Raw genomic sequence first — 13,986 nt, 5'->3', positions numbered from 1 at the left:
GGGCGTAGCTATGTTAACAAAATTGTTAATAGGTGGCCGCGGAAGGTTGGTAGGCTTATGCATTTATTATTCAGTTAATGCGAAAGGGCATCCGTGAGGTAAATAATAAAAAGTGCTAGGTGTGGGCAGTGCTAGATTACAGAAAAGGCGAGCACAGACTCGCCTGGAAAATGCAGGTTGAAGCGAGCGTTATTTTGCTAGCTCACCCTCAACAGGCACTATCTCTTTGGCATGGAAACCCTTCGGACCTGTCTCTATTGTGTAATTAACCTGTTGGCCCGCTTTAAGTGTACGGTATCCATCCATTTGGATAGTTGAATAGTGTGCAAAAATATCGCCTTCACCAGTCTCTGGGCAAATGAACCCGAACCCTTTTGCATTATTGAACCATTTAACTGTACCTGTTGCCATGCTTACATCCTTCTTTGCATTCAAGTTCCATTTTGCATTAGCTTGCTATCTCTTTGTAACATGACTTGCATACTAATGCTAATTTGATGCAGTTAATATCTACTACAGGTTACACTTTAGTAAAAATAAATGGACAGTCAAGTGTGTGCGTTAACATCTATGTAAAAACATTTGTGTAGAAATAATCTTTTAAAAGAGGAATAAACGTCAACGTGTGTCTGACAATTGTAGATATCAGGCGTTATGTACAATTATTTGCAACTTCTATCGAAAATGGACATTTTGTCAGCAGATACATCTTCTATCAGTCGGTATTGTCGGCTTAGTCATAGTCATCTCAGATTTGCTGGAATACAATGTGTGCATTAGTCTGAATATATAGGTAGGGAAATTGCGGTCGATTTACCATTTCTTTATAGCTTAATGTTAAGTTATTGTTTATTGGTGGACTATTCCTATCGTACTGGTAAGTTAAGGTTATGAGCAAGTTATATGAATGGATTATCCCAGATTCTGACGTCTTGGAAGAAGAGGATATCCAGGTTAAACCACCATCGATGTACAAAGTAATTTTAAATAATGATGATTACACACCGATGGATTTTGTGATAGAAGTGTTACAGAAGTTCTTCTCCATGGATCTGGAGAAATCAACACAGTTGATGCTTGCTGTGCATTATGAGGGTAAAGCGGTTTGTGGAACCTTCACCGCTGAAGTCGCCGAAACAAAGGTGGCCCAAGTGATGATGTATGCAAGGGAGCATGAACATCCGCTACTGTGTACCAAGGAAAAAGCTTAGGTTTTTTCCGGCACGCCATTTTGAGTGGTATTTAGGGGAGGTGCCTTATGCTAAATAAAGAACTTGAAGCTAGCTTGAACGGTGCATTTGCACGTGCAAGAGAGAAGCGCCATGAGTTTATGACAGTAGAACACCTACTGTTAGCGCTATTAGAAAATGCAGCCGCTCAAGAGGCTCTTTTAGCTTGTCGAGCTGATTTAGATACGCTGCGTAAAGAATTAGACTCATTTATTGAACAAACTACGCCATTGATTCCTGTTGATGACGAGAGCAGAGAAACTCAGCCTACACTTAGTTTTCAGCGTGTATTGCAGCGTGCTGTATTTCACGTTCAATCTTCTGGCCGAAGTGAAGTCACTGGCGCTAATGTACTCGTTGCGATTTTTAGTGAACAAGAGTCGCATGCTGCATACCTGCTTAAGAAAAGTGATATTAGCCGCCTTGACGTGGTTAACTTTATTTCTCACGGTACAGTCAAAGACAGTGATAATGATGACCTGAACAGCTCAGATGTCGGTGGTGAAGATCCTCGTGCTGAGCAAAACTCAGAAGACCGCCTAGAAAATTTTGCCACGAACCTTAATCAATTGGCTCGTGCTGGTGGTGTTGACCCGTTAATTGGTCGAGATTCAGAGCTTGAACGTACAGTTCAGGTGCTATGCCGTCGCCGTAAGAACAACCCATTGCTGGTGGGTGAAGCTGGTGTGGGTAAAACAGCTATCGCTGAAGGCCTTGCTTGGCGTATTGTTGAAGGTCAAGTACCTGATATTATCAAAGATTGTGTTATTTATTCGTTAGATATTGGTTCATTATTGGCGGGTACTAAGTATCGTGGTGATTTCGAAAAACGTTTCAAAGGTATTTTGAAGCAGCTTGAGAAAGAAGATCATGCGGTACTGTTTATTGATGAAATCCACACGATTATTGGTGCGGGTGCTGCTTCTGGTGGCCAAGTTGATGCGGCGAATCTAATCAAACCTCTACTAAGTAGCGGTAAGCTGCGCTGCATGGGTTCCACAACCTATCAAGAATACAGCAACATTTTTGAGAAAGAGCGTGCATTGTCTCGCCGTTTCCAAAAGATTGATGTGATAGAACCATCGCTTGATGATACGACTAAAATTCTGATGGGCTTGAAGCCAAAATATGAAGCACACCATGAAGTTCGTTTTACCAATAAAGCGATTCGTGCTGCGGTAGAGCTGTCAGCGAAATACATCAATGAGCGCCACTTGCCTGATAAGGCTATCGATGTCATTGATGAGGCTGGTGCGCGTTGTCGTCTAGCACCTGCTAGTCGCCGTAAGAAAACGGTAAATGTTAGCGATATCGAAGCCATGATTGCCAAGATGGCACGTATTCCAGAGAAATCTGTTTCTTCAAGTGACCGCGATGTGCTGCAAAAACTTGATAGTAAATTGAAGATGCTGGTATTTGGCCAAGACCCTGCAATTGATGTACTTACTGAAGCGATCAAACTAAGTCGTGCTGGTTTAGGGGCAGACAACAAGCCTGTAGGTTCATTTTTGTTTGCGGGCCCGACAGGGGTGGGTAAAACAGAAGTTACCGTTCAGCTTGCACGTACTTTAGGTATCGAATTACTGCGTTTTGATATGTCTGAGTATATGGAACGTCACACGGTGAGCCGTTTGATTGGTGCACCTCCAGGTTATGTTGGTTATGACCAAGGTGGCTTGTTAACGGATGCTGTTATCAAACAACCGCACTCTGTTGTGCTGCTTGATGAAATTGAAAAAGCACACCCAGATGTATTCAACTTACTATTACAAATCATGGATAACGGTACATTAACGGATAATAACGGCCGTAAAGCGGACTTCCGTAATGTAATTTTCGTGATGACAACCAATGCGGGCGTAACTGAAACGGTACGTAAATCGATTGGCTTGATTCAACAAGATCACAGTCACGATGCAATGTCGGAAATTAAGCGTGTGTTTACACCTGAATTCCGTAACCGTTTAGATAACATCATTTGGTTTAACCACCTTGAGAAAGATGTCATCACGCAAGTAGTTGATAAATTTATTGTTGAACTCCAAGCGCAGCTTGATGCGCGTGGTGTATCAATGGAAGTATCATCGAAGGCTCGTGAATGGTTATCTGATAAAGGTTATGACAAAGCGATGGGTGCGCGCCCGATGGCACGTGTTATTCAGGAAGACCTGAAAAAACCAATGGCGAATGAGTTGCTGTTTGGTTGCTTAGTGAATGGTGGCTCAGTTCGTGTTGATATTGTTAACAACGAGCTTGAGTTTCAATTTAGCAGCGAGTTAGAACCTGCGCATTAATCCTTATGGTGTTCCATGAAAATAAATAACCGCCTTAATGGCGGTTATTTTTTAGCGCTGGCTTGCCCAAAGGTGAAGTAGCTCTGTTGCAATTGTTGCTGCAGCTAAAGCCGTTATATCGGCGTGATCATAGGCTGGGGCGACTTCGACTACATCCATACCAACCAAATTAATTCCTTGTAAGCCTCGAATGATCTTCAATGCCTTGTCTGATGAAATACCGCCACAAACGGGTGTACCTGTACCGGGTGCGTAGGCAGGATCTAGGCAGTCAATATCAAACGTTAAGTACACTGGACGAGTACCGACGGTTGCTTTAATTGTCTCGACAATTTGTTGAACAGACCAATCATTCGCAGTTCCTGCGTCCAGAACCTTAAAGCCCTGTTTGTTATCATAATCGGTACGGATACCAATTTGCACTGAGTGTTTGGGGTCAATTAAGCCTTCATTTGGCGCGTGGTAGAACATGGTTCCATGATCGTATTGGCTACCCATATCATATGTATCGGTATGTGCATCAAAATGGATCAGTGCCATTTCACCGTGATGTTTTGCATGTGCTCTAAGCAAGGGCAGAGTAACAAAGTGATCGCCTCCGAAAGTCAGTAGGGCTTTCCCTTGCTCAATCAAACTTGCCGCGTGCTGTTCAAGGCGTTCGCACATTTGGCCTGCATCACCGCTGTCAAAAACTAAGTCTCCACAGTCTGCCATTGTGATTTTATCGTTAAGGGCGAAAGACCATGGCCAGCGTCGTCCTTCCCAAGCTAAGTTAGTCGAGATCTGACGTATTGCCCCTGGACCCATTCGGCTACCAGAGCGGCCAGTTGTCGCCATGTCGAATGGTACGCCTGTGATAACAACATCGGCATTGGAGGCGAGTGGATTAAACTCAAGGGGCTGACGTAGAAAGCCAAATGCATTGGCATATAACGAGTAGTCAGGGTGTGTTGCAAGTGTTGCCATAGCTAACTCCATTATCGCATTAACATTGCTGTGTATATTGCGATAGTAGTAACCACCCCTTCCTCTAGAGAGAAGGGGTAGTGCGTTAATTAAAATTTACTTATTTGTTCGAATATCTTCGAGGTAGGTATACCCACTTAATCCTTCAGTCAGCTCACCGAGAATACTCGCGTGTTCATGCTCTGGTAAGTGTTGTATCACCATACTTTCATATTGGTTCAGAAGCTTTTCAGGGCTTAAGTGAACATAGCGAAGCACATCGCAAACACTGTCACCTCGTTCAATGGCGTCGATATGATAGCCGCCTTCTGGCTTGCAGCGGACGATCGCAGTATCGGTATCACCAAAGAGGTTGTGCATATCACCTAGAATCTCTTGGTATGCACCAACTAGAAAGAAACCCATACGGTAAGGGGCTTCATCAGTCCATGCCGGCACCGCAAGCGTACTTTCAATACCTTGGCCTTCTATGTATTGATCGATTGCCCCATCTGAGTCACAGGTGATATCGAGCATTATTGCGCGACGTTCTGGCGCCTTGTCGAGGTTGCTCAATGGCAATACTGGAAATACCTGATCAATTCCCCATGCATCTGGTAATGATTGAAAAAGCGAGAAGTTCACAAAGAACTTATCAGCTAGTCGCTCATGCAGTTCGTCCAGTAATGGACGGTGGGCACGGTGCTTAGCTGCCAGCAGTTTCTCTAGTTCATAACATAGACGCAAGCTAACTTGCTCAGCCCAAGCGCGTTCTTCAAAATTAACCATACCCATTGAAAATTGGGTGTGTACTTCAGCCAAATCACTTTGGTTGTCATGGAAAATTTCAACCAAAGAGCGGTGATCTGCATGCTCACTTAAGGCCAGCCATGAATTCCACATGTTGTGCAGTACCTGTGGCGATTTATCTGCTGGCGGATAAATATATTCAGGCTTGTAGCTTTCTACACCGACAACATCGGTAATTAATACAGCATGGTGCGCTGTTAAGTTGCGGCCTGATTCAGAGATAATCCTTGGCATGGTAATGTGATATTCACGGCACACATCGCCTAAAGCCGCGACGACGTTATTCGCATACTCACGTAAGCTGTAGTTCATTGAACAGCTACTTTGACTACGAGTTCCCTCATAATCAACAGCGAGCCCACCACCTACGTCGACAGTAGTGATGGTAGCACCAAGTTTACTGAGTTCAGCGTAAACACGACCCGCTTCACTAACCCCTTTTCGTACATCACGAATATTGGCGATTTGCGATCCAAGGTGGAAATGTAATAGCTGGAGGCAATCTAGTATACCGTGCTGGCGTAATCGGCTTGTTACCGAGAGTACTTGTGCTGCGGATAAGCCAAATTTAGATTTCTCGCCGCCACTAGCTTGCCATTTCCCTTTACCTTGTGAGGCCAAACGTGCGCGTAGTCCTAATCGAGGTTTTACACCTAACGCTTCTGCCTCTTTCAAGACTAAATCAAGTTCAGAGAGCTTCTCTAGGACGATATAGACCTCATGCCCTAGCTTTTCACCGATAAGTGCTAATCGAATGTATTCCCGATCTTTATAGCCATTACATACGATTACTGAACTTGCTTCTTGTGCCATTGCCAGAACAGCCATTAGTTCTGGCTTACTGCCTGCCTCAAGGCCGAGTTGACGTTGCTGTTTCGCATACTGGCTTTTTAGGATCTCACTCACCACCGCTTCTTGCTGGTTTACTTTTATTGGATAAACCGCGAGGTATTCGCCTGTATAGCCATAATTTTCAATCGCATGATTGAAGGTTGAGCAAAGGCTATCAACCCGATGTTGCAAGATGTCAGGAAACCTTACCAAGATCGGTAGTGATGCGCCTTTTTCAATCAGCTCATCGGCTAATTGAGAAAGCACAACAGCATTATCAGGGTTATGGCTTTCTGGTTTGACAACGACTTCACCGTTATCATTGATATCAAAATAACCTTGTCCCCAATATGGGGTATTGTAGACGTCACGTGCATCATTGATAGACCAATCACTCATGTCTTTTCCTCGATAGTGATTGGGTGCTGACAGTCAAGGTGAGATACAGCTGTGCTTTAGCTCAGCGGTAGCGACAGTTAGCACCTAGTAAAAAAATTTATAGTGTTTTCGGCTCGTAATTACTTTTGATAAGACGATGACGAGCTGGGGGAGAGCCGTTAAGCCAATCGCAAGACGAATGGATACGGTTTCGTTCGCTGTATCAACAGACAGTGTTGTTGTGCTGAGGGGTAATGAATTGCAAATAGTTTCATTGTCATTCCCAAACGACCGCGCTGTAGATAAATATACGGTATGAGAGAAAGAAGAGGCTTGCTATAAGCCGACTACACCTCGACATGTCTGGCTGTGATGACTTAATGGGTGCAGTGCGATTAAACGATCAAAACATGATGCTGGCAAATTAACATTTTTCTGGTGACGATAAGAATTTTTGCTTAAGAAGCGGAAGTTAGGGTTTCGCTGGGGGAACGATGAAATGAGATATCGTAGGATAAATAAAACCCGGCGCTAGGCCGGGTTTTATTTGTATTCTTAATCTTGATTCAAGATTAACGGGCGCGGAAGACGATACGGCCTTTGGTTAGGTCGTATGGAGTCAGTTCCACAGTTACCTTGTCACCAGTAAGAATACGGATGTAGTTTTTACGCATTTTACCAGAGATGTGAGCGGTAACAACGTGACCGTTTTCTAGCTCAACGCGGAACATAGTGTTAGGTAGTGTATCAAGTACAGTACCTTGCATTTCAATTACGTCTTCTTTTGCCATTGAATCCTCTTAGGCTACCAGCCATTCGTCTGATCGGGCTGGATAATGCCTTGAATCTGTTTGAGTGTAAAGTCTAGGCCGCAATTTTACCCTTGCTATAGGGCTTTGTCAGCAACTGTGACGCATTAAAACGTATTTTATCTCATTTCGTTGCGACCAACAGTGAAAATTACACCTTTATTAGCCTAACAGGTCGTTTCCCAACCGTTTTCTGATAATTTTTGATGAGGTTTAAAGCGTATTTTGTAGTTCATCGCCTTGCAATTATCAATTTGGTAGCCCGGATATAACCATTCTCTACCAGATTGCTGACAATACTGGATTTGGTAAAGCACGCAGAGTGAGCCGAGTGATAGGGCATGCTCTGGTTCAAAGAAACTATAGACTGCACTCATGGCGTTATCAAAGACGTCTGTTACTGCAATTGCGATTAACGTATTACCATCGTACGCATGTAAAAATAATGTCGACATCCAAGGGGCGGTGCAAAACTCAAAAAATTGCTCTCTATTTGGGGGATACATACTGCCATCAGAGTGGCGTTGGCTAATGTACCTCTCATATAATGAATACCAATTGTCATCCAGTGTTCTTTTAAATTCCCAACGTAGCTTTTTAACTTGGTTCAGTTGCCGTTTTTGGCTTTTTGACGGTGTAAACGCCGCACAGTCAACACGCAATGGGGTACAAGCTTGGCAGTGTTGACACATCGGCTTGTATACTGCTTGGCCGCTACGGCGATAACCAGAGGCTAAGAGGACACTATACCCTGCAGGGGTTAGCCACTGGTGATCCATTACGACGCCGAGCTGCTCCTGTTCAGAAGGAAGGTAATTACAGTCTGACTCAGGCGTTAACCCAATGCGAAGTGATAATTTATTAAAACTGGTCATGATGGCGTTAGTGTCAATTCCTGCGGTTGGTAGCACCCTAGGTTTAGTATGGCATCTCTGTATCGATGAAGATCTTGAGTAAAAGATTGTCTGTCCATTTCTTCTGCGCCCAGAGAGGCCAAATGATTATTCATTATTTGGCAATCAATCAAGGTGCCTCCATGTGCGGTAAAATGTTGGCAGAAAAACCATAATGCAATTTTTGATGCATTATCAGCCAGCGAAAACATGGATTCGCCACAGAAGACAATACCGACCCCAATACCATACAATCCACCCACTAACTGCGCATCTTTCCAAACTTCAACTGAGTGGCAATAGCCAAGGCGATGCATTAGCTGGTAAGCCTCTATCATGTCAGTTGTTATCCAGGTTTCATCTTCTCCACGTGTATCTGCACATAAGCGGATTACCTCGTGACAGGCATTGTTCAGTGTGATTTGATAGCCTGACTTACGATAAAACTTTTTTAAACTTTTACTGGGTTTAAATTGATGAGGCGTAAAAATAGCCCTTGGTGCTGGACTCCACCAAAGCAAGGGGTCGCCTTCTGAGAACCACGGGAAGATACCTTGTCGATAAGCCGAAAGTAGGCGCTCAGGGCGTAAGTCACCACCGAACGCTAATAAACCGTTAGGATCTTCCATTGCTGTTGACGTGGATGGGAATTCGGTGCTGACCGGATCAAGCTCCGGAAGATAAATAGCCATAATTAAAATAAATGTAGTTTAAATAGTTCGCCATCRTGGCGTTACTTACAAAGAAAGGGGGATTATATGATGAGAAAGTGGTTAATGTTATTGCTAATTTTACCGTTGGCCGTTTCAGCCGCCCCTTACAACCGGAATCAGGCTAGAACAGTTAATCAGGTTGTTTTTGGTGATATTGATAGTGTTCGATATATCACGCATCAAGAGGTCATTAATTCTCAGAAAAATGGCTGGGAAACCTTATTAGGTGGTGTAATTGGTGGACTTATTGGTAATCAGTTTGGTGGTGGTACTGGTCGTGAGGTTGCAACGGCTGTGGGTGCTGTGGCTGGGGCGGGTATTGCACATAATCGTCAGCCGACGCAAAAAACAATGAATTATCGATTAGTGGAAATTCTGGTAAAAGCGGAAGATGGGTCATTAATCAATATCATTCAAGATGTTGATCAAAGTATGATCTTTAAGCGTGGTGATGCGGTAAGGATTTTATATTTTGATAACGGGGTACGGGTCGATAGAACATACCCATAACCCCGTTATAAACAAAAAGCGTAACGAGAGTTACGCTTTTTTTGCTTATTCTACAGTCAGAATTCGCATGTTGTTGGTTGAACCAATGGTATCCATCACATCGCCTTGAGTGATGATAACAAGGTCACCTTGCTCTAGGTAGCCTTGTTCTTTTAACACAACAATGGCATGTTTTGCAGCAGCTAGGCCAGCGTCGCTATCGCGGTCGAAAAAGATAGGTGTTACACCGCGGAAAAGTGAAGCACGGTTTAGTGTCTTTTCGTTGCGAGACATTGCGAAAATTGGTAAACCAGATGAAATGCGAGACATCATCAGTGGTGTACGACCAGATTCTGTCATCGTTATCATCGCTTTAACGCCTTCCATGTGGTTCGCAGCATACATGGTCGACATTGCAATGGTTTCTTCTGGTGATTCAAACGTACGTGCAATACGGTGATTTGAAACGTTAATGCTTGGCTCTTTTTCGGCGCCAACACAAACACTTGCCATAGCAGTAACTGTTTCCACTGGGAAGTCACCAGCAGCGGTTTCAGCTGACAGCATTACAGCATCGGTACCATCTAGCACGGCGTTAGCAACATCCATTACTTCTGCACGTGTTGGCATCGGGCTGGTGATCATCGACTCCATCATCTGCGTTGCAGTGATAACAGTACGGTTCAGGCTGCGCGCGCGACGAATAAGTTTTTTCTGGACGCCAACAAGCTCAGGGTCACCAATTTCAACACCAAGGTCACCACGAGCGACCATAACAGCATCAGATGCCATGATGATGTCATCCATTGCTTCTGTTGTTGCAACGGCTTCTGCACGTTCAACTTTTGCGACTAACTTTGCTTCTAGGCCAGCATCAGTTGCAAGGCGACGAGCATATTTCATGTCCTCGCCATTACGTGGGAATGATACCGCTAGGTAGTCAACACCCATTTTTGCAGCTGTAAGGATATCAGCCTTATCTTTGTCTGTAAGTGCTTCAGCAGAAAGGCCACCGCCTTTCTTATTGATGCCTTTATTGTTTGAAAGTGGACCACCAACGGTTACTTCAGTGTGTACCTTATTGCCTTCTACAGCGGTGACACGAAGTTGGACGCGCCCATCATCAAGCAATAATACATCGCCTGTTTCAACATCGTTTGGAAGCTCTTTGTAGTCAAGACCAACAGCTTGCTGGTTACCTTCGCCTTTTGGAAGATCGCTGTCTAGGGTGAATTTATCACCGATAGCAAGTTGAATTTTGTTGTCTTTGAATGTCGAAACTCGGATTTTAGGGCCTTGCAAATCGCCAAGAATAGCAACGTGCTTACCAAGTTTTGCGGCGATTTCACGTACAGTCTGAGTGCGCTGAATGTGGTCTTCAGGGCTACCATGAGAGAAGTTCATACGTACTACGTTAGCACCGGCAGCAATCACTTTTTCAAGATTGTTATCGCGATCGGTAGCTGGACCCAAAGTAGTTACGATTTTAGTACGTCTTAGCCTATCTGACATTATAAACTCCATCTGTATCATTATTTGCCATTGAAACGATTGCCTATTAGCCGGCGCTTCATGGATGTGTATGAAATATTACTACAAACAAGCGGGATTAGAAGCTGTTCTTCATCAACAAAATGTAAGAAAAATACGTACTACAAGCATTAACATTGAATAGTTTTGCAGTGGATGAAGGATATTGTGGGAATAATAGAATAACTACTCACCGCTTCTAAGCTATATTACCGCCCCTTCGTTTAAGTGTAGGTGACGAAGTAAGTACTAACCTAACTAAGTATTCCAGCTATATTACACATCGTGTTGCAAGGACCTTTATAGAAAAAAGCACGGGTTAGGAGCCCGTGCTTTTATAACCATCACAATAAAGGTATTGAGCTGATTACATGATGCCTTCTTTAGAGAAGCGCGAATCTTTCAGTGACTCTTTTACACGTTTAAGGTTTTCACGAAACCCTGAGCCGCGACGGAGCGTGAAACCTGTTGCCAGTACATCGATAACGGTCATTTGAACCACCCGACTAGCCATTGGCATGTAAACATCGGTATCTTCTGGTACATCAAGGCAAATAGACAGTGAGCATTCGCGATCGAGGGGAGAATCTTTTGCGGTAATGCCGATAACCGTTGCACCGTTCTCACGTGCCATACGGGCAACTTCTACAAGGCTTTTAGTACGACCTGTATGTGAGATCATAACGACTACATCATTATCTGTGCAATTAATGACACTCATGCGCTGCATGACAATATCGTCGAAGCTTACAATCGGAATGTTAAAGCGAAAGAACTTATTTTGTGCATCATGGGCTACAGATGCTGACGCACCTAAACCAAAGAAAGAAATTTTCTTTGCTTGGGTTAAGAGATCAACGGCACGGTTAACCTGCATTGGGTCAAGGCTATTCTTAGCGACGTCAAGACAGGCCATCGTTGATTCGAAAATCTTTGATGTATAGGCATCTGGCCCGTCATCCTCTTCGACATTTCGGTTCACATACGGCGTACCATTTGCCAAGCTTTGAGCTAAATGTAGTTTAAAATCAGGAAAGCCTTTTGTGTCCAAGCGTCGACAGAATCGGTTGACCGTAGGTTCACTGACATCAGCCATCTTAGCAAGCGTAGCGATGCTTGAATGGATTGCTGTTTGTGGCGACGTAAGAATAACTTCAGCAACCTTGCGTTCAGATTTACTGAAATTATCTAAGTTCTTTTGAATTTTCTCTAAGGTATTCATGGCGGTTACCGCTCGTTACTGAATTTCGTTATCGGCTTTCATCAACATATAAGCCATTTTGATGAAACTATACTACTTTTCATGGATCTGCTCCTAGCAAATCCATGACTATAGCTTTTACTTTTTATTATAGTTTGACAGGGATCGAGTTTTTCCTTTCAGAAATGAAATTCTTTTTTATAAAAATAGCGCTTATGGTGTCTATTTTGGCAAATTCTGTTGTTTATTTTCATCTATTGGGAATTAATTTACAGGATAAAATAAATGCGGATGGTTGTTGAGTGACATGTAGTACATAGTGGTATGTGCTTATAAACCACGTAATGAGGGGATTATGAAAGTAAGTATCTGTGGGTGTGGCTGGTTAGGCTTTCCTCTTGCGGTGAGTCTGGTAGATAAAGGCATTGACGTTTGGGGAAGCAAACAAGAACCTATTGCGGCACAAGCACTAGAGAAAAACGGTATTTCTGGTGTAGCGATAACGTTACCTGATGATCTAGATAATCATCAACGACGGGATGAAATCATTGATTTTTTGAATGCTGATATCCTGATCATTAATATTGCACCTGGCCGTCATGAAGGCGCAGATCAAGATTTTATCGCTAGTGTTTCACTACTTTCTCAAAAAGCCAAATTAGCCGGCTGTAAACACGTTTTGTTTATTAGTACCACTGGTGTATACGGAGCTGCCTGTGGTCAGATAACGGAAAGTACTCCAGCACAACCTGAAACCAAGTCGTCCAAAGCACATGCTCAATTAGAGCAGTACTTACTTTCGGAATGGGGAGAGAATGCGGTTGTTTTGAGGCTAGCTGGATTGATTGGGCCAAATCGTCATCCTGTGAAATTCTTATCAGGTCGGACTGTAGATCATGGTAAGGATAGGGTGAACCTTATTCATCAAATCGATTGTATTGAAGCGATAGGGTGCATTATTGATCAGTGGCCAAAACGTCAAGTCTTTCATTTAGCGGCCCCAAGTCATCCAACTCGTGAAAGATATTATTCCTTTATGGCACAGAAGGCTGGTTTGGTTGAGCCTGAATTTTCGATGTCATTTGATCGTGACTCTAAGGTGGTCGATGCCACTAAAACTTGTGAAGAACTCTCTTTTTCTTTTGTGTATCCGGATTTAATAAAACTCAAACCTGAAATATAAAAAAAAGCCCGCTGAAAGTCAGCGGGCGAAATCTATTTACACAATAAGGAGTTTAGCAGCAGTGGCAATCAAGCTTTAAAAGAGCGAGGCAGTAATTGTYGCGTGGCTCTTTTAATTTGAATGTTATAAATAGGACTACAGCGAAATGGATTAGTTCACAATGATTTCAAAAAAGTGCAGATATCTTTTCTAATCCCGCTATTGCTGTACGGAAGCCAAACCAGACGTAAAAAAAAGCCCGCTGAAAGTCAGCGGGCGAAATCTATTTACACAATAAGGAGTTTAGCAGCAGTGGCAATCAAGCTTTAAAAGAGCGAGGCAGTAATTGTCGCGTGGCTCTTTTAATTTGAATGTTATAAATAGGACTACAGCGAAATGGATTAGTTCACAATGATTTCAAAAAAATACAGATATCTTTTCTAATCCCGCTATTGCTGTACGGCAGCCAAACCAGACGTAAAAAAAAGCCCGCTGAAAGTCAGCGGGCGAAATCTATTTACACAATTAGGAGTTTAGCAGCAGTGGCAATCAAGCTTTAAAAGAGCGAGGCAGTAATTGTCGCGTGGCTCTTTTAATTTGAATGTTATAAATAGGACTACAGCGAAATGGATTAGTTCACAATAATTTCAAAAAAGTGCAGATATCTTTTCTAATCCCGCTATTGCTGCCACGGCAGCCAAA

At 43.3% G+C, this 13,986-nt stretch carries 12 protein-coding genes; 4 read left to right on the top strand and 8 right to left on the bottom strand.

Going from position 1 to position 13,986, the window contains the following annotated elements; genetic code table 11:
* Positions 1–189: 189 nt before the first annotated feature.
* Positions 190–411 carry a cold shock domain-containing protein CspD gene (gene cspD / locus L4D78_RS21510; RefSeq protein ID WP_428468813.1) on the bottom strand — a complete coding sequence of 74 codons (222 nt, stop codon included), beginning with the start codon at positions 409–411 and terminating at the stop codon, positions 190–192.
* A 479-nt stretch (positions 412–890) separates the two neighbouring features.
* On the opposite strand from cspD, the gene clpS reads away from it, so the two are divergent.
* Positions 891–1,211 (top strand): ATP-dependent Clp protease adapter ClpS, encoded by a 321-nt coding sequence (gene clpS, locus L4D78_RS21505; protein WP_428457345.1) that lies wholly within the window; start codon positions 891–893, stop codon positions 1,209–1,211.
* A gap of 47 nt (positions 1,212–1,258) precedes the next feature.
* Entirely contained in the window at positions 1,259–3,523 is a 2,265-nt protein-coding gene (gene clpA, locus L4D78_RS21500) for an ATP-dependent Clp protease ATP-binding subunit ClpA (RefSeq protein WP_428457346.1), read from the top strand.
* Positions 3,524–3,574: 51 nt separating this feature from the next.
* Here the strand turns inward: clpA and speB are convergent, their stop codons facing one another.
* The 5 genes from speB to aat all read right to left on the bottom strand — a co-directional run bounded on the left by speB (position 3,575) and on the right by aat (position 8,881).
* Complete coding sequence (speB, locus tag L4D78_RS21495; protein ID WP_428468812.1) at positions 3,575–4,489, bottom strand: agmatinase; 915 nt, start codon at positions 4,487–4,489, stop codon at positions 3,575–3,577.
* 96 nt (positions 4,490–4,585) lie between these two features.
* A complete protein-coding gene (speA, locus tag L4D78_RS21490) occupies positions 4,586–6,508 on the bottom strand; it encodes a biosynthetic arginine decarboxylase (protein WP_428468811.1) in 1,923 nt (640 codons plus the stop codon).
* Positions 6,509–7,059: 551 nt separating this feature from the next.
* Positions 7,060–7,278: a translation initiation factor IF-1 gene (gene infA, locus L4D78_RS21485; RefSeq protein ID WP_005298441.1), complete on the bottom strand. Its 219-nt coding sequence runs from the start codon at positions 7,276–7,278 to the stop codon at positions 7,060–7,062.
* A gap of 185 nt (positions 7,279–7,463) precedes the next feature.
* Positions 7,464–8,171, bottom strand: coding sequence for an arginyltransferase (locus L4D78_RS21480; RefSeq protein ID WP_428468810.1), 708 nt, complete (start codon positions 8,169–8,171; stop codon positions 7,464–7,466).
* Positions 8,168–8,881: a leucyl/phenylalanyl-tRNA--protein transferase gene (aat, locus tag L4D78_RS21475; protein WP_428468809.1), complete on the bottom strand. Its 714-nt coding sequence runs from the start codon at positions 8,879–8,881 to the stop codon at positions 8,168–8,170. The genes L4D78_RS21480 and aat overlap by 4 nt, the downstream gene beginning before the upstream one ends.
* A gap of 69 nt (positions 8,882–8,950) precedes the next feature.
* Between aat and L4D78_RS21470 the strand changes: the two genes are divergently transcribed.
* Positions 8,951–9,412: a glycine zipper 2TM domain-containing protein gene (locus L4D78_RS21470; protein WP_428468857.1), complete on the top strand. Its 462-nt coding sequence runs from the start codon at positions 8,951–8,953 to the stop codon at positions 9,410–9,412.
* A gap of 45 nt (positions 9,413–9,457) precedes the next feature.
* On the opposite strand, the gene pyk is transcribed toward L4D78_RS21470, so the two are convergent.
* A complete protein-coding gene (gene pyk / locus L4D78_RS21465) occupies positions 9,458–10,903 on the bottom strand; it encodes a pyruvate kinase (RefSeq protein ID WP_428468808.1) in 1,446 nt (481 codons plus the stop codon).
* A gap of 385 nt (positions 10,904–11,288) precedes the next feature.
* A complete protein-coding gene (locus L4D78_RS21460) occupies positions 11,289–12,143 on the bottom strand; it encodes a MurR/RpiR family transcriptional regulator (protein WP_428460785.1) in 855 nt (284 codons plus the stop codon).
* A 334-nt stretch (positions 12,144–12,477) separates the two neighbouring features.
* Here L4D78_RS21460 and L4D78_RS21455 point away from each other — a divergent pair, with 334 nt between their 5' ends.
* Positions 12,478–13,305 carry an NAD-dependent epimerase/dehydratase family protein gene (locus L4D78_RS21455; RefSeq protein ID WP_428468807.1) on the top strand — a complete coding sequence of 276 codons (828 nt, stop codon included), beginning with the start codon at positions 12,478–12,480 and terminating at the stop codon, positions 13,303–13,305.
* Positions 13,306–13,986 lie beyond the last annotated feature (681 nt).

The sequence above is a fragment of the Photobacterium minamisatsumaniensis genome, assembly GCF_050336695.1.
Classification (GTDB): Bacteria; Pseudomonadota; Gammaproteobacteria; order Enterobacterales; family Vibrionaceae; genus Photobacterium; species Photobacterium minamisatsumaniensis.
The sequence above is the reverse complement of the archived record's forward strand: the minus strand, read 5'-3'. Positions and strand labels throughout refer to the sequence as shown.